Genomic DNA, 15,088 nt, shown 5'->3' with positions numbered 1-15,088 from the left:
TTCTGTTACAGAACCGGGCACATGGGTTACGGGAAGGAGCGCATCACTCGTCAAAGCGTCTGCGTGCACTCAGCCCTCACTCCTTGTTCCGCTAAGCTATTAGCAACCCCCGTGCCACTCCACTAAGCGTATGATTCGGCTTCTGAAACGCTCTGCTTTTCCAGACCTGCAATATGTTTCAAATCTGACAGCAGCGGCCGGGCTGTCCGATGCCTGTTCGAAATCAGACAACGATTGAGCCAGTCTCCGTGCTCAGGGAGCCGCATTCGCGCAGGCCGCGCTGCTTTGGGCGCAGGTGCACATCCCGGCATACGGAATGGAAATTGCTAGCCGTCTCGGAGGCTGCACAATGAACCGTGGCCGGCAAACGCGAGGAGGCTGAAATGCAGATCGGCGTCGAAACATCGAAAGCTGTCGACCAGCGCCGTGTGTTCGTGATCGACGATGATGAAATCACCCGCGCCGCATTACAGTTCATGCTGCATGATGAAATCGAGACCCATGAGTTGGAGACCCCCGAAGAGGCCTATAAGAAGGGAATCGACTGGCTGAAGCCGCATGTCGTGCTGCTTGGCATTTCGTTTCTCAAACAGAGAGGCAACGCGCTGATCGGAGAACTGGCATCGAAGTTTCCGGGCGTTCGCATCCTCATCGTCTGCGAGAAATCCGACGAGCCGGTCGCCGTGGATGGCTTGAAGGCGGGCGCGCACGGCGCCATGGTCAAACCGCTTACTCTCGAAGCCGTCCGCAAGAAGGTCGATACGATCCTGGGCCGGGGCGGCGCGTCACCGCTGGTCCAACTCAGCGTTCTCAAATAGGGCACACTCTCTTGGCGATGATCGTGTTCTATCAGAAGCCGGGCTGCCAGACGAACGGTCGTCAGAAGCGGATGCTCGAAATTGCGGGTCATACCGTCATTGCGAAGAACCTGCTTGCAGAACCGTGGACCGCCGACGGCTTGCGCAGGTTTTTCGGCGCCACACCGGTAGCAACCTGGTTCAATCCCGCGGCGCCTCGCGTGAAATCCGGCGATGTTATTCCTGCAACGCTCGATGCCGCAGCGGCGCTCGCACTCATGCTCGATGATCCACTACTGATCCGGCGGCCGCTGGTGGAGATGGAGGGACAGAGATGCGCGGGCTTCGACCGCGAACCCGTCATGTCGCTTCTCGGCAATCCAGTGGATCAGGAGGCCGAGGGTTGCAGCCGCCCGGTCGGTCCGTTCTGCACGACCCATAGATTCGTAATCCAACGACATCGAATTTCAGCGGAAGAAGATCTCCCAGTCGCCGGAACCAGCCTCACGCTCCAAGGGTTAGCCCGTTTACAAATCCCTGCGAAGCGGAGTCGCTCAACGCCGCGTTAGCACCATGACAAGGCGATCGACCCGCTTGCCGCCCTTGAAATGGGATTCGACGATTTCGTCGATATCTTCAGGTGCGGTCGGGCGATACCAGACGCCATCCGGATACACCACCATCAGCGGACCGACGCTGCAAAAGCCGAGACAGCCAGACGCGGTAAAACCGATATTGGTGAGCCTCTCCGCTTCGAGCCTTTTGCTCAGGCGATCCCACAGCGGCTGCGCCCCCGCAGCGCCGCAGCTGCCGCGCGGATGACCCGACGGCCGCTGGGTATGGCAGGCGAATACGTGGTTCTTGTAAACTTGCGGCAGATCGAACTCTGCTTCCACTGAAGCGTTACTCATGTCGCAACCGCCTCGATGCCCCTGTCGCTCAAAAGTCCCTTTAGCTCTCCGGCCTGAAACATTTCCCGGACGATATCCGCACCTCCAAGAAACTCACCCTTGACATAAAGCTGCGGGATTGTCGGCCAGCTCGAGAACGTCTTGATGCCTTCACGGATAAACGGGTCGGACAGGACGTCGACGCCCTTGAACGGCACGTTGAGCACGGACAGAATCTGAACCACGGATGCGGAAAAGCCGCATTGCGGTGCCGCCGGCACACCTTTCATGAAAAGCACCACATCACTGCTGGCAATAATATCCTTGATGCGCTCGGCCGTTGAATTCGACATTCGCTGTCCTTCTGAAGATCAAAATGAGCTTTGCATGCGGTGATGCAAAAGGCGGTCCATTCGCTCAAGGATCACTTGGGTACCGAGGTTTCGAGCGCGAGCGCGTGAAGGGCTCCGCCCATCTGCCCCTGAAGAGCGTCGTAAACCATCTTGTGCTGCTGCACCCGGCTCTTGCCGACAAATGCTCCGGAGGTCACACGAGCACCAAAGTGGTCGCCGTCTCCTTTGAGGTCCACGATGATGACCTGCGCGTCGGGAAAAGCCTGCATGATAAGGCGTTCGATTTCAGATCCGACCATTGCCATCGCGTTCGCTCCCTGATGCCGTGTCTGCCTTCATGCAAGGTCCAAACCAATTTGCAAAAACCCCACAGGCCTCGCGTCCAGCGACCCAAACCGCATCAACCAATGTCGGGTTTCCGACATGCCGGACACGTCCTGTTTCAGAAATGACTTGGCTGGCGGGAGATTTCAGACACGGCTTGATATCCTTGGCCTTTCTCGTGTGTTCAGTCCGGCCCGGCTCTTGCTTTGCTGGGCTCAAGCCTCAGACAGGAGAAGCGCAGAATATGCGGGCCGACCGTCCTTTCCGATTCGCCGTCATCCTGGGTACGAATGAAATCGCTTCCGCCGTTGCTGTACGGCTTCACCAGGCCGGATTCAGGGTCGTGCTGTCTCATGATCCGTTGCCGCCGGTGATCAGGCGGAAGATGGCTTTCCATGACGCCCTCTTTGACGATGCCGTCACGGTCGAAGGCATCCCTGCAGAGCGTGCCGACTCCGGCCTGCAAATCCGCTCAAGACTCGCGCAAGCGCCCGGCATCATCATCACCGAGCTTGGATTGCTGGATCTGATCGTCATTCAGACCATCGATATTCTGGTAGATGCGAGAATGCAGAAGTATCTCGCGACACCCGATTTGCGTCGGCTTGGCAGTTTGGCGATCGGACTCGGTCCGGGCTTTGCCGGGGAGGTCAATTGCGACATCGCCATCGAAACACGACCTGGCAAGGCGGGGCAAATCGTCCGGCAGGGTTACGCGGATCAACCGGACGGCATATCACGCCGTCTGGGCAGTCACTGGGGCGAACGTTTCGTTCGTTCGGAATCCGCCGGGAGGTGGAATACAGCTATCGAGATCGGCACCCGCGTCTTCAAGGATTTCGTTGTCGGTCATCTGGGAAATACGCCGATCCGCGCACCGTTTGACGGAATATTGCGAGGCATCATTCGTGACGGGACCGAGGTACCGGCGGGCGTGAAACTTCTCGAAATCGATTCCCGCGGGCGGCGGGCGAACTGGGCTGGCACCGATAGCCGGGGGCAGGTTATTGCGAGCGCCGTAATGGAAGCGGTTTCACTTTACAAGCCGGGTGGCATCGAAAAGGCCGGGCATTCGCTTCATCTCGTCAAATGAACTCGCCCGCCCCACAACGCGTAACCGACCTTCTCTCCGAACGCGATCCGATCAACTTTGGAGACCTGCCCGATGACATCAACATCCTGCTCCAGCAGGGTGTAGCGGCCTATCGTCAAGATTGGTCGCAAGCCGACAGGCTGTTCCGGCAAGCGCTTGCGATCGCGCCGAAAGAGCTTCCGATCTACTTTTGCCTCTATAAAATTCACACCTATCAAGGCAATCTCGACGAGGCACAAGTCGTCGCCGAGAGCGGCCTGAGGGAAGCGACGACCCAAGCGGGATGGCCGACGGATTGGCGGGCATGGCAACCTCAAACCTTATTATCCGATGGCCCCGGCCGCTTCGCTCTCTACACCCTGAAGGCGCTCGCTTTCATCCATCTCAGGCAAAACAATACGGATCAAGCTCGCCAAATGATCGTGGTGTTGCGGGAACTGGATCCCACGGGCGCGGTGGGATGGCCGGTTGTGGCGGCGATTGCCGATGGCATTGGTTGAACGCCACGCGGCTCATGGCATCGGACTTGCAGAAAGTCTGTTAGAGCAGATCAATCAGTTGTCGGCTCCGCGCCATGTTTTGTCGAATTCGGCGTCGGAAATCTGACATGGGGATAGCACGATGCACGACGCCATTATTGCCGCGCTGCGTACGGTGCAGGATCCCGAGATACCGGTGAATATCTATGATCTCGGGCTGATATATCGGATCGAGGCGAACGGACAGGGATTTGTCGAAATCGACATGACGCTCACCGCGCCCGGATGCCCCGTCGCGGGCGAAATAATGAGCTGGGTCAAGAAGGCAGTGAACGACGTCGAAGGCATCGACAGCGTGAAAGTCAATCTTATCTTCGATCCGCCATGGGACAAGTCAAGGATGTCGGAAGACGTTCAACTCGAGCTTGGCCTGATATAGCCACCGGCCGATTTCCAAACCTTGTCTACTTCAAAACAATGTCTTGCTCACGGCCCTTCCGCTCATCGAAGGCTGTCTCCAATTCTGTAGCATACGAATCGGATTCTTATCCTGGACTGTCACCTGATTCGAGAGTGGCACCTTATCTGCATACGTTTCCTTGACACAGGGCGGAGCAATTTTTGCCCACGTCAGGAACTGAGGGCGCGATGATAGAGCTGACAGCCGGCGATGGACACAAGTTCTCGGCATATCGCGCCGATCCTCCTGACGCACCCAAGGGCGCAATCGTCGTTCTTCAGGAAGGGCTCGGCGTCAATCCACATATCCGGGCCGTTACCAACGCCTTTGCGGCGCAAGGCTATCTTGCGATTGCGCCCTCACTTCTGGATTCGGTGAAGCCGGGCGTCGAGCTTGGCTACGACGAAGCCAGTTTGTCGGAAGGCGCAAACCTCATTCGGCAGGTCGATAACGCGAACGTGCTCGGCGAGATTCAGACGACGATCGATGCTGCCAAGAGCGCGGGCAAAGTCGCTTTAGTCGGATACGGCTGGGGCGGTTATCTCGCCTATGCCGCGGGCAATCGCGTCAACGGGCTGGCCTGCGCCATTGGTTACTACGGTGGAGGAATTGTCAGCAACTACGGCGAGAAGCGCAAGATTCCGACTTTGCTTCATTTTGGCGAGAATGATCCCATCATTCCGCTGGAAGAGATGAGTCAGTTTCGCGCCCATCGACCGGATGTCAGCGTGTTCTCTTACCCCGGCGCGGCGAGCGGATTCAACTGCGACGCATGCGGCAGCTATCAGGCGGATGCGGCGCAAGCGGCGCTTGAGCGGACCCAGGCCTGGATTTTTCAGTACGTCGAGGGCCAGCCGCCGATTGCGCTGAAGAATTCCGGAGCCTACGCTCAGGCGAAAGTCGACAAGAAGAAAAAGAAGAAAGAAGCGGCGGATGATCTTGGACCACAAATGGATTGATGCGGCGGTGATGCGGCGCAAGCGTCGTGCTTCTGCCAAAGCGGACGTCACTACCTAGAAGAGGATAGCCCCGTACTGCGTTGCAAGGAAAAACATGGGCGTGGTCAGATACAACTTTGGCATGGAGGGCCGCAGAATTGCGCGGCGCTCCGCATCGCTTCTGGGATTGAATGCCTTGCACGAGGCGAACGTCAGCTCCAATCCTCTGCCGTATCTTGAGCGGGCCGGCGAACGAATCTATCAGCTCGAAAAGGTTCTGTTCGAGGCGGTTGATGCCGCGACACTCCGGCCGGGGCAACTCACGTCGCCTGCATGGAAGTCAACAAGTCGGATTACGAGAGTCTTCTGGCATGCCGCGCTATTGTCGAAAACGGATTCCAGAAACTGATCGCGGGCGACGCGGAAACCCAAGCGCCGGGCGATGAGTAAGTTTTACTCCTGATCAAGGGCATTGTACGGAACATTCCATGTCTATCGCAGAAGGTTTCTTTGTTGACTGGGACGGCAACGCGCGCAGCACGCTCGACCCTGGCGGCGGCTATCTTTGCGAAGCAGACCCGGCGGCACGCTACGTCGCAGTCACCACCAAAAACGGCACGCTGGTCCATGAGGCTACGTTCTACAGGAGCGCGGCCGATATCGAGAAGACTGGCATCAAGGCGCCGCTCGTCTCCGGTTCGCATCCATGGGGACGGCGGGAAGACGGATTCTAGGATGGGAACAAAGCGGAAAGGAGAGCGCGATGCTTCCGACCACCATTCTTGTCAACGAAGCGCCGCGATGCGTCGTGCGCCCGACAGACATCAAAGATCTCAATCGCTTCATCCGGAACGGAAAGACCTACCTGCTTGCCGATAATCCCGAAGGCAAGATTACCCATCGCAATGCCGATGACATCGAAGCTGTCAGATGGCGGAATGCTCTGGCGCTGCACAAAGCATGGGGCGGCAACGAAGAGGATTTTTTCGGCACGCCGCTATAACCAACGGCGATCACGATTCGCCCGTCGACTTTTCATACAGCGGCATCAGGATCGGCGTGCTCCGGCATCATGAGGATTACCGGCCTGATTGCGCATCCAGTCGGCCAGCTTGGTCAGCGCGATATCGATTTCCTGCCGCGCATCGGCATCTGCGACGGACTCTTCCAGCGCGCCGCGCATGCAGAGCAACCATGCGTCACGTTCCGCATCGCCAATCGGAAATCCGATATGCCGCTGCCGCAAACGCGGATGACCCTTCTCCGGAGAATAGAGTTGTGGCCCACCCGTCCACTCGCTCAGATAGCGCTTGAGGACACTTTTGACCGGCGCGAGATCCCTCCCATGCATCGCCCGGATCACCCTTGCTTCCGGCAAAGCATCCATTCTCCTGTAGAATGCCTCGACCAGCCGATCGACAGAAACCGCGCCACCGATCCGGTCGAACATCGACAGTTTTACATCAACCTCAGACATCACTCTTCTCCAGCTTGTTCGCATCGGCGCCTGTACGAAATGACGACATGGACCGCCGCCGCATCTGGACGAATTGACGCGAGACTATTCATCCATGCTCGGCAGCAAGATAACTTCGGCGGGAGCTCCCGGTCCCTGATCCTCCACGAAATCGAGCGCATCGATTCGCGACAATCCACCGCCAGCTTCAATCAGGACCACGGCCTCTTTCGGCATTCTCGATAACGCCTCGAGCAATTGAGCGACTGTCATGGCTCGTTATGTCCTATTGCGACGTTCATGCGCCTGAAATCAGCACTCCGGCTTCGTCGAAGCTCAGTGTGGCAGGCTCTTCATCCAGCATAACGATCTCCGCGCGACTCAAATGGCCGTTGCCGTGATACTCGTAACGGTGCAAGAGCTCGACTTCACCGTAAACCATCTTATCAAAGCCGCTCAGCACTCCCGCTTTATCGAAATAGGCGCGGATGAAGGTGTTCCGGTTCGACAGTGCTTCTGCAGCGATGGCGTTCACAAGGTTGAACGGCAGCTTCACGCCGCTATACGACACAAAGAATCGGCATTCCAGATCCTCCTCGGCCGCCATTCTCATCCTCGCTCTTATGATGTCGTCACGGATCGCGATTGGATCGCTGCCCTCATCATTCCGGATGAATCATGATTTCCATGGTGTCGTCGCCGTCGTCGAACGGATCCTGATATCCGCTTTCCTCGAGTTCGATGCCGCAAATGCAGACATCTCCGTCGACAACAGCAAGTGCGATCGGCTCCAGGCTCTGGCCCTTGCACGGCCCATCGATGCATAGCCCGGTATCAATCTCGAAAATCGAGCCATGCCGGCCGCATCTGAGGAAAGACCGATCCGGCGTGAAGAAACCTCCTTCCCCGAAATTGAGCCAGATATGTTCGTGCGGGCAGGAGTTGACATAGCCGAAGTAGTCGTTCGCATGGGTCCGGATGACGACAATTGGAAACGGCCGGCCTTCGCCGCTCTCGTTGATGCGCGACAGGCTGAAAGCCTTGGCGTTGCTTTGCTCAAGGCTATCAGCCGCGCAGATGACAAAAACGTCCATTTTGTCCGACGACATCTTTCAACCTCGCCTGCAAAATCCGAGGCACGACCGGCGCGCGGCAGGATCAATCGTTCTCGATGACCGACTGCAAATTTTGCCTTTGTCGTGAACACGACACTGCTGTCAGACTCGCCTCATCGGCAAGCCCATAAAGCCCTATGACCGGATAGTGCATGAAGTATGCCGGGCCGGGCACTCGCTGCTTTCACATGCATGATTCTTGCAGAGTAAACGCAGGGCAAGCGACAGAAGCGCGAAGGAAAGCCGATGACCGCAATGATCGTGGTGGAGAACCGCAATCAGGACGACATGTCGCGCAAGGCGGGCTGCTATCTCTATACCGACACGCAACTCTGGCTAGAGGACAATGTCGTGCATCGCAGCGACGGGCCGGCGGTAGTATCACCGAACGGTGCGGAGCGCTGGTACATCCGGGGGAAAGAGGTGACGCGAGACGTCAATACATTCTTCTTCCGGAACAAATGGCCGGTGCAGCAAGGGCTCGATACACTAGAAAAAGTGATCCTATTCCAGGCTCAATTCATTTGCTGAAGGCTATAAGGCTGCGGGATCAATACGCGCCCGCAGTGAATGGCCTGCCCAAGCGCGGCATCGGGATTTGACGCAGCCAGACTTCATTACGCAGCAGTGGGCGCACTGTTTACGCTGCAGTGGGCGTACTGTCGGCCTTGAAGGAATCTGCCTCCCCTCGCGTTACCCGAAACACGCCTCGGCCGCCGGCAAGCGGTTGATAAGCGTCAGCAGCCTTCTCGCTCAGGTAATAATACCACTCCTGAGGGCTCATCGCTTTGGGCCGTTCACTGATCTCGACAACCGTTCCGTTCGGCGCGAAGCGCACATGGATGATCACATTCTGGATTTCCATTGACCTCTCCTCGAATGTTAGACGCCGGAGCCGAAGCTCAGCAATTCGATCTTGATATTCTCGGTGCCTAGCACGGTTGCCTGGCAGGCGAGGCGCGATTTCGAGCCGATACCGACGATGGTGTCGAGCCGTTCGTTTTCCTCACGAGCGATCTTGGACAAACCCTTCCGTCCTTCGTGCACGTAGATATGGCAGGAGCCGCATTTGGCTTTTCCCTCACATTTGTGAGCTATAGCCATTTCCGCGCCCAGAAGGGCAGCCAGCAAAGTGGTCCCCTGGGCGACTTCGAACGATTGTCCCGATGGCATTACGGTAAGTATCGACATGTGTTCATTCCTCGTCTTGTTGCTCAGTAAATCGCCGCCCCGGCTCCGACATTGATCGAAGCCTCCTTCATCGTCTCGACGATGAAGGAAATCTGGTCCTCGGTGAGATGGGTGTGAAACGGTAACGCAACCGTGCGATCCGCCACCTTTTCGGTGACGAGATATTCGCCGCGACGGTAGCCGAGTTCGAAATAATGCCGTTGCAGATGAAGCGGATTGCAATAGGCCGCGGCCTCCACCCGTTCCACCCGCAGATCATCCACGATGGCATCGCGGCTCGATCGGGAGAAGCGCGTACCGAGATGGACTAGATACAGAAACCAGTTCATCTCGGTGACGTCGGGCCCTACGTAAGGGTCCTTGATTCCCTCGAATGACTGGACGTACTTGTAGTAAAGATGCTCGATCAGCCGGCGGCGTTCGAGAATTTCGTCCAACCTGCGCAATTGGGCCAGACCGAGCGCCGCGGCCAGGTTGCTCATCCCCGCCTGATAAGGCGGGGTCGCGCTGACAACAACAGACGCGCGCTCTTCCAGGCGATGGGAACGATGACGCCGCAACGCCACGGCAACATCGACGTCATCTGTCACCACCATGCCGCCCTCGCCGCAGGTCAGTGCCGAGGGCTGGGAAAAATCGAACACCGCAACGTCACCGAAGGAACCGACCAGCGCGCCCTGGTATCTCGAGCCGATCGCCTCGGTAGAATCCTCAAGCAGCAACAGACCGTGCCTCTGCGCCACAGCACGCAGTTCCGACCATTGCGCCGGATGTCCGTTGGTATTTCCTGCGACGATCGCACGCGTATTTGCGGTGATGCGAGCCTCGACTTTCGCCGGCACCAGCGTACCGGCCCAATAATCAATGTCCGCGAAAATCGGCTTCGCACCTGCGATGCTGATGGCGTGGGTCGTCTCCCGAAACGAATAGGGTGATGCGATGACTTCCTGGCCTGGACCGATCCCGTAGGACCTGAGAGCGATCAGAAGACCAATCGTGCCGCTCGGAACAGCAACCGCATAGGCACGACCGACATAGGCGGCAAAGGCGGCTTCGAAAGTCTCCACCATTGACCCGCTCGAAAGCCTGGGCGAACGCATGATTGAATCGACGGCGTCGATCTCAGCCAAGGTGATATCTGGATCGGACAGGGAGATGAAGCTTTCATCCACATCGGCCACGGCAACATCGTCCATCTGATCTGCATCTTGCATGAGGATGGATCCGGCCATGATTTACTTCCTGTCCGCCAGCACGATGCCGGTCGCGCACGCCGGATCCATGGTGATCTGCACGCAATGATCGGCGCTATCCAGAAGATGAATGTCGAATCGCGAAAAGCTGCGGAAGGGAGGTTCCGTCACATCAGAGGCATCGCATCTGGTCCATGACAGATGTGGAAACCGACTACGCAACGTCGCCACGACCCCCGCATCGGCATCCGAAGACAGCACCGCCTCAATCTCCATCAGGACGTCTGGACCTAACGCCATGCTCAATGACTCTGTGCTTGAGAACGAACAATCATCACGCTTATCTCATGCAAGTTCATTGCCAGAACGTTCGCTCCGGATCGGCATTCAGGCGATCCAGAACGGGAAGCAATCCATCGTAGGTGCTATGAAGCTCCCATGTTCCTTTCACATGATCCTTGCGAAACAATTGCCATATCGCCTGGCCGGAATCGTGAAGCAGCAGAGCCACATCGATGACTCCACCGTCGGGATCGATATTCCGCGAGCAGCACGGACTCTCGATGCGATAGCCATTGGTAACGACCGTGACATCGGGAGAGACATATCGGTAGCGCTTGCGCCGCTTCAGCGAACGCTCGATCCTTTTTCGATCGAGATCGTTCGGATGCGCCGAGAAGCCGATGAGGGTGTGGTCCAGAGCTGTCAAATTCACGCACCAGCCCTCCTTTAGAGCGGCAAAATCTCTTCTTCTAAACAGCCGACCACCAGGCGTTCGCCGAACTCAACAAGGTAAATCGGCATGTTCGCCTCGGTATGCGTTCCAACCTGGACGATCTCTCCGGTATCACCCACGCTGACCAGCAAGGCTTCGAGCGGCGTATCCGGAAACGTTCCGTCATTGTGAAGATCGATCAGGGCCTTCACGCGCTGCCCCCATTGATAGCGAGGAATCCGGGGCTCAATCACAACCGCGCTCCTTCCGGAAGCGGCAAGTCCTCCATCTCGTCCCGCGCAACCACCGCATCCAGTTCCTTCCGCTTCATGCCGACACGATTGCCGCTCTCCAGAAACTCGACGCCATAGATGTAGAACTGTTGCAGGAACGTGCCGATGCTGACGACGTAGCCCTCCTCGCCCTTCTTCGCGAGAATCTCGCCGATCTCCTTGCCGGCGTAAGTGCCGTCGTTGCGGATGGTGCGCTTGGCTCTCACTTTTTCGCCAAAACTGAAGTAGGGCGGCGCGGAGATCTCAACCACATCGCTGTCACGGACAATGTTGCTCATCGCGGGATCTCCCCTGATCGCTCCAGTCTGCCGGTGAGGCGCGAGCGCGCCATATCCTGCACGAAGCCATCGCTGTCTTCGGTCAGATCGGCAATCTCGCCAGCCCCGATCCGACTCGCGACTTCGTAACGTAGCCGCCAGTCCGGATCGTAACGAAACCGCGAAAGTTGTTCTGGCGCCATCCGCTGCGCAATTTCCAGTCTGACGGCCGCGTCCGGATCGCCGGCCATCCGAAGCAGCCATTCCCGGGGAATGCGGCGCGCCACGACGCGCCGAACCTCGGGCTCCGAATCGTCGATCATGCGCCCCAACAGGGACGGAGCGATGCGTCGCGCAATCACAAGCCGCACGTAATAATCCGAATCCGCAATCATCGGCATCAGTTCAGCATCGTCGAGAACAGATGCGATTCGAATTCGCACTTCGCGATGAACATCCGTTCGCAGCCGCAACACCAGCCGCTTGGGCAGACGCCGCGCAGCGTTCCAGCGTACCGTTTCCTCCGGATCGTCGAGCAACGGCGGCAAGAGGAAAATGCTGGCGTGCTTGGCTGCGATCGCGCGCACCTCGAAATGCGAATGCCCGATGCAGGAATTCGCAAGCTCGGGATTCCAGTTGAAGAAACGATCGATGCGCCTGGCGTAGCGGTCGTTGACGCAGGCATGTTGAACACGGCACCGCTCGGCGGCCTTCAGCTCCAGATGTGGGCAGGAACTGCAATCGATCTCGTGCCCTAGCCAATCGCGTGCTTCGTCGATGTCATCCTTCATCGTCCAGCCCCACGCGTTCAAGAACCTCGAACAACACGCGCGCACCAATCTTGTCGCTGGGGTCCAGCTCCAGCAGCTTCGCGACGGCGGCGCGGCCTTCATCGAGATCGCCGAGCCGCATCTGCAGGTAGGCGTACCCTTTCAGGGTGAAGAGATAGAAGCGTGGCAAGATATTTTCATAGTCGCTAAACGCGGTATCCCCGGCGGCGACATCCTGCCAATCGGGAGCCAGTTTGTTCTCGCGCGCCGCCTTGTCCAGGCACAGCTTGGCGATCACGAGGGCATCAGCCAGCCGCCCCTTGTAGAAATAGAACCGATAGAAGCCGATTAGGACTGCCGCGTGTCCTGGCGCAAGCGCTTGCGCTTCCCGCAGATGATGTTCCGCGACATCATCCAGATGGTATGAAAGTCCGGCCTCCCACAAATGGAATTCCGCTTCGGGCGGAAGGCCGCCGCCCAAAAGCGCATTTGCCAGCACCGCCGCGTCCATGACGGATTGCGGCTCGCCTCGATCCGCAGCTTCCATCATCGGACGTCTCTCCTCTAGTGAGCGTGACTCGAGCAGGACACCTGCTTCGGATCATGGAAGACGAGGCCCGTTTGCGTCGCCGTGTCGGCGAAATCGATCGTCACCCCTTCGAGCAGGATACGGCTCTCGGCGGGTAGAAACAGCTTCACGCCGTTTCGCTCGACCACGGCCTCCCCCGCCGCCGGTTCACGCTTGACACTGATATCAGCGCTTAGCCCGGAACAACCCCCGGGGGTGACCGCAAGCCGGAAGCCGCTGGACGCATCGCCGTCCGCGCGGATCATGAGGCGAATGAATCTCTCTGCCGCCGGAGTGATGGTAAAATTCATCGCCGTCTCCTTATGCCGGTGCCACGTATCGTGGATAGGACGTGTCGATCACGCAGGTATTGTCGACCGGACAGACGGCGGTGCATTGCGGTGAGTCGAAATGACCGATGCATTCGGTGCATTTCTTCGGATCGATGACGAACGTGCCGTTCTTTTCCGTGATCGCGACATTCGGACATTCCGGCTCACAAGCCGAACAGCTCGTGCATTGTGAGGCTATGATCTTCAGCGCCATCGGTAACTCCCAAGCGGCATTCGGGTTTCTTAAGCTTAGGCCGCCGTGATCAGCGCGCCCTGACGGATTTCCGCATCGCCGCGTTCGACGTGCTGGATCTCGCCGCTCCTGACCTTGTCCAGATAAGATTTGAACCAGGCAATCGCCGACTTCTCGATAAACTCGTGGGCGAACTGATCGACCGGCTCGATCCCGGCCTTGAGCAGGTCCGCCTTGGGGCAGCCGCCGATCTTGGCGACGAACACCGCATGACAATCGTTGATCGCACGGATCACGGTCTCGAGGCTGTCCTCGTCGCCATATCCAGCCTGGCAATAAAGATCGACACGGCGATGTCCGACGAATTTGGCACCCGCCGTGGACAGTTCGTAAACCTGGAATTCCTTGGCGTGACCGAAGTGCTCGTTGATCAGTCCCGAGCCCTTGGTGGCGACCGAGACCAACAGCTTAATATCGCTCATTTCACCTGCGAGCGTCTCAAGTTCTTCCTGCTTGGCCGCCACCTTGGCGACCCGCTCGTCTTCCACCTTGGCCTGATAGGCCTTGCGGCTGTCGAGATCGTAGTTGACCTCCATCGCCATGATCTTGTCGGTGGTGAACTCGGCGCTGCGATCCTCGCCCAGCAGTCCCACCGCGTCCGCGCGGCACTGGCGGCAGTGGCGCATCATGTTCATCTCGCCTTCGCAGCTATCCTGTAGCGCCTTGAGCTCCTGGGCGGTCGGGCCGCGCTGGCCGGTGAGACCGAACACCGTGCCGTGTTCCGGAGCGGAGATGAGCGGCATGATGTTGTGCAGGAAGGCGCCGCGCGATTTCACCGCCTTGTTAACCTCGACGAGATGCCTGTCGTTGACACCGGGAATCATCACCGAATTGACCTTGCAGAGAATGCCGCGCTCGGTGAGCATCTCGAGGCCCTGCAACTGGCGATCGGTCAGCAGCTTGGCGGCCTCGACGCCGGTGTAGCGTTTGTGCTTCCAGAACACCCACGGATAGATCTTCGCACCGATTTCAGGATCGACCATGTTGATCGTGATCGTCACGTGATCGACATTGAACCCCGCAATGGTGTCGACATGATCCGGCAGCGCCAGTCCGTTGGTCGAGAGACAGAGTTTGATGTCGGGCGCGGTCTTCGAAATGAGCTCGAACGTCTTGAAGGTTTTCTCGGGGTTGGCAAGCGGATCGCCCGGACCCGCGATGCCAAGCACGGTCATCTGCGGAATGGTGGACGCGACCGCCAGCACCTTCTTGGCGGCCTGTTCCGGGGTCAGCTTTTCGCTGACCACGCCGGGGCGAGATTCATTGGCACAATCATATTTGCGATTACAGTAATTGCACTGGATGTTGCAGGCGGGCGCGACCGCCACATGCATGCGCGCATAGTGATGATGCGCTTCCTCGCTGTAGCACGGATGGTTCTTGACCTTTTCCCAGATCTCGGTCGGAAGATCGCCTTGGCCTGCCGCCGAACCGCAACTCGCCTTGCCGCTGCCGCCGGTGGTTCCGCAACCCTTGTGCTCGGCGATTTCCTGCATCACGCCGTCGAGTTGGGCGATGCTTGTGGGCGCGGTACCTTCGTGCGGTGCTATCGCTTGCATGTCCGTTCCTCGTTCCTGTCCAGGAGACTGAAAGTCTTGAAAGGAGGAATAG

The 15,088-nt window shown here is 58.1% G+C and carries 27 protein-coding genes and 1 pseudogene; 9 read left to right on the top strand and 19 right to left on the bottom strand.

Going from position 1 to position 15,088, the window contains the following annotated elements:
- Positions 1-383: 383 nt before the first annotated feature.
- The gene (locus LVY71_RS19785; RefSeq protein ID WP_235101614.1) at positions 384-818 is read left to right on the top strand and encodes a response regulator; all 435 of its coding nucleotides are present in this window, start codon (positions 384-386) and stop codon (positions 816-818) included.
- 11 nt (positions 819-829) lie between these two features.
- Positions 830-1,213: pseudogene (locus LVY71_RS19780) on the top strand (ArsC/Spx/MgsR family protein); the annotation flags it as partial.
- Positions 1,214-1,351: 138 nt separating this feature from the next.
- On the opposite strand, the gene LVY71_RS19775 reads toward LVY71_RS19780, so the two are convergent.
- From LVY71_RS19775 to LVY71_RS19765, 3 genes are all read right to left on the bottom strand, one after another.
- The gene (locus LVY71_RS19775; protein ID WP_235101612.1) at positions 1,352-1,708 is read right to left on the bottom strand and encodes a (2Fe-2S) ferredoxin domain-containing protein; all 357 of its coding nucleotides are present in this window, start codon (positions 1,706-1,708) and stop codon (positions 1,352-1,354) included.
- Positions 1,705-2,040, bottom strand: a complete 336-nt coding sequence (grxD, locus tag LVY71_RS19770; RefSeq protein ID WP_235101611.1) for a Grx4 family monothiol glutaredoxin — start codon at positions 2,038-2,040, stop codon at positions 1,705-1,707. The genes LVY71_RS19775 and grxD overlap by 4 nt, the downstream gene beginning before the upstream one ends.
- Positions 2,041-2,111: 71 nt before the next feature.
- A complete protein-coding gene (locus LVY71_RS19765; RefSeq protein ID WP_235101610.1) occupies positions 2,112-2,345 on the bottom strand; it encodes a BolA/IbaG family iron-sulfur metabolism protein in 234 nt (77 codons plus the stop codon).
- A 263-nt stretch (positions 2,346-2,608) separates the two neighbouring features.
- Between LVY71_RS19765 and LVY71_RS19760 the strand changes: the two genes are divergently transcribed.
- The 6 genes from LVY71_RS19760 to LVY71_RS19735 all read left to right on the top strand — a co-directional run bounded on the left by LVY71_RS19760 (position 2,609) and on the right by LVY71_RS19735 (position 6,337).
- Positions 2,609-3,457, top strand: a complete 849-nt coding sequence (locus LVY71_RS19760; protein WP_235102180.1) for a xanthine dehydrogenase — start codon at positions 2,609-2,611, stop codon at positions 3,455-3,457.
- Positions 3,454-3,957, top strand: a complete 504-nt coding sequence (locus LVY71_RS19755) for a tetratricopeptide repeat protein (RefSeq protein WP_235101609.1) — start codon at positions 3,454-3,456, stop codon at positions 3,955-3,957. Before LVY71_RS19760 ends, LVY71_RS19755 begins: the two co-directional genes overlap by 4 nt.
- Positions 3,958-4,078: 121 nt before the next feature.
- Positions 4,079-4,375: an iron-sulfur cluster assembly protein gene (locus LVY71_RS19750; protein ID WP_235101608.1), complete on the top strand. Its 297-nt coding sequence runs from the start codon at positions 4,079-4,081 to the stop codon at positions 4,373-4,375.
- Positions 4,376-4,584: 209 nt separating this feature from the next.
- Positions 4,585-5,355 (top strand): dienelactone hydrolase family protein, encoded by a 771-nt coding sequence (locus tag LVY71_RS19745; RefSeq protein ID WP_235101607.1) that lies wholly within the window; start codon positions 4,585-4,587, stop codon positions 5,353-5,355.
- A 467-nt stretch (positions 5,356-5,822) separates the two neighbouring features.
- Complete coding sequence (locus LVY71_RS19740; protein WP_235101606.1) at positions 5,823-6,068, top strand: hypothetical protein; 246 nt, start codon at positions 5,823-5,825, stop codon at positions 6,066-6,068.
- 29 nt (positions 6,069-6,097) lie between these two features.
- A complete protein-coding gene (locus LVY71_RS19735) occupies positions 6,098-6,337 on the top strand; it encodes a hypothetical protein (RefSeq protein ID WP_235101605.1) in 240 nt (79 codons plus the stop codon).
- A 45-nt stretch (positions 6,338-6,382) separates the two neighbouring features.
- Here LVY71_RS19735 and LVY71_RS19730 read toward each other — a convergent pair whose 3' ends face one another.
- The 4 genes from LVY71_RS19730 to LVY71_RS19715 form a co-directional block, all read right to left on the bottom strand.
- Positions 6,383-6,811 carry a group II truncated hemoglobin gene (locus LVY71_RS19730; protein WP_235101604.1) on the bottom strand — a complete coding sequence of 143 codons (429 nt, stop codon included), beginning with the start codon at positions 6,809-6,811 and terminating at the stop codon, positions 6,383-6,385.
- Between the two features lie 84 nt (positions 6,812-6,895).
- Complete coding sequence (locus LVY71_RS19725) at positions 6,896-7,063, bottom strand: hypothetical protein (protein WP_235101603.1); 168 nt, start codon at positions 7,061-7,063, stop codon at positions 6,896-6,898.
- Between the two features lie 25 nt (positions 7,064-7,088).
- Positions 7,089-7,397 (bottom strand): DUF6156 family protein, encoded by a 309-nt coding sequence (locus LVY71_RS19720; protein ID WP_502797609.1) that lies wholly within the window; start codon positions 7,395-7,397, stop codon positions 7,089-7,091.
- Between the two features lie 55 nt (positions 7,398-7,452).
- Positions 7,453-7,899, bottom strand: coding sequence for a Rieske (2Fe-2S) protein (locus LVY71_RS19715; RefSeq protein WP_235101601.1), 447 nt, complete (start codon positions 7,897-7,899; stop codon positions 7,453-7,455).
- A 252-nt stretch (positions 7,900-8,151) separates the two neighbouring features.
- Between LVY71_RS19715 and LVY71_RS19710 the strand changes: the two genes are divergently transcribed.
- Complete coding sequence (locus LVY71_RS19710; RefSeq protein ID WP_235101600.1) at positions 8,152-8,436, top strand: aldehyde dehydrogenase; 285 nt, start codon at positions 8,152-8,154, stop codon at positions 8,434-8,436.
- Positions 8,437-8,545: 109 nt separating this feature from the next.
- Here LVY71_RS19710 and LVY71_RS19705 read toward each other — a convergent pair whose 3' ends face one another.
- From LVY71_RS19705 to nifB, 12 genes are read right to left on the bottom strand one after another with little or no spacing between them, the layout of a single operon-like run.
- Positions 8,546-8,770 carry a hypothetical protein gene (locus tag LVY71_RS19705; protein WP_235101599.1) on the bottom strand — a complete coding sequence of 75 codons (225 nt, stop codon included), beginning with the start codon at positions 8,768-8,770 and terminating at the stop codon, positions 8,546-8,548.
- A gap of 17 nt (positions 8,771-8,787) precedes the next feature.
- On the bottom strand, positions 8,788-9,096 hold the full coding sequence (locus tag LVY71_RS19700; RefSeq protein WP_235101598.1) for a 2Fe-2S iron-sulfur cluster-binding protein: 309 nt from the start codon (positions 9,094-9,096) through the stop codon (positions 8,788-8,790).
- A gap of 23 nt (positions 9,097-9,119) precedes the next feature.
- Positions 9,120-10,310 (bottom strand): DegT/DnrJ/EryC1/StrS family aminotransferase, encoded by a 1,191-nt coding sequence (locus LVY71_RS19695; protein WP_235102179.1) that lies wholly within the window; start codon positions 10,308-10,310, stop codon positions 9,120-9,122.
- Positions 10,311-10,331: 21 nt separating this feature from the next.
- Positions 10,332-10,589: a DUF6129 family protein gene (locus LVY71_RS19690; protein WP_502797608.1), complete on the bottom strand. Its 258-nt coding sequence runs from the start codon at positions 10,587-10,589 to the stop codon at positions 10,332-10,334.
- 55 nt (positions 10,590-10,644) lie between these two features.
- Positions 10,645-11,004, bottom strand: coding sequence for a DUF3024 domain-containing protein (locus LVY71_RS19685; RefSeq protein ID WP_235101596.1), 360 nt, complete (start codon positions 11,002-11,004; stop codon positions 10,645-10,647).
- Positions 11,005-11,018: 14 nt separating this feature from the next.
- On the bottom strand, positions 11,019-11,258 hold the full coding sequence (locus LVY71_RS19680; RefSeq protein ID WP_235101595.1) for a nitrogen fixation protein NifZ: 240 nt from the start codon (positions 11,256-11,258) through the stop codon (positions 11,019-11,021).
- Positions 11,255-11,575, bottom strand: coding sequence for a nitrogen fixation protein NifZ (locus LVY71_RS19675; protein ID WP_235101594.1), 321 nt, complete (start codon positions 11,573-11,575; stop codon positions 11,255-11,257). The genes LVY71_RS19680 and LVY71_RS19675 overlap by 4 nt, the downstream gene beginning before the upstream one ends.
- Entirely contained in the window at positions 11,572-12,345 is a 774-nt protein-coding gene (locus LVY71_RS19670; RefSeq protein WP_235101593.1) for a 4Fe4S-binding leucine-rich repeat protein, read from the bottom strand. The genes LVY71_RS19675 and LVY71_RS19670 overlap by 4 nt, the downstream gene beginning before the upstream one ends.
- Positions 12,335-12,874: a hypothetical protein gene (locus LVY71_RS19665; protein WP_502797607.1), complete on the bottom strand. Its 540-nt coding sequence runs from the start codon at positions 12,872-12,874 to the stop codon at positions 12,335-12,337. The genes LVY71_RS19670 and LVY71_RS19665 overlap by 11 nt, the downstream gene beginning before the upstream one ends.
- 14 nt (positions 12,875-12,888) lie before the next feature.
- Positions 12,889-13,203, bottom strand: a complete 315-nt coding sequence (locus tag LVY71_RS19660; protein WP_235101592.1) for a HesB/IscA family protein — start codon at positions 13,201-13,203, stop codon at positions 12,889-12,891.
- 10 nt (positions 13,204-13,213) lie between these two features.
- Positions 13,214-13,438 carry a 4Fe-4S binding protein gene (locus LVY71_RS19655; protein WP_235101591.1) on the bottom strand — a complete coding sequence of 75 codons (225 nt, stop codon included), beginning with the start codon at positions 13,436-13,438 and terminating at the stop codon, positions 13,214-13,216.
- Positions 13,439-13,473: 35 nt separating this feature from the next.
- On the bottom strand, positions 13,474-15,036 hold the full coding sequence (gene nifB, locus LVY71_RS19650; RefSeq protein ID WP_235101590.1) for a nitrogenase cofactor biosynthesis protein NifB: 1,563 nt from the start codon (positions 15,034-15,036) through the stop codon (positions 13,474-13,476).
- Between the last annotated feature and the right edge of the window lie 52 nt (positions 15,037-15,088).

It is taken from the genome of Bradyrhizobium sp. G127, assembly GCF_021502575.1.
Lineage (GTDB): Bacteria > Pseudomonadota > Alphaproteobacteria > Rhizobiales > Xanthobacteraceae > Afipia.
Note: the sequence above shows the minus strand (reverse complement) of the source record. Positions and strands in the feature narration are given on the sequence as shown.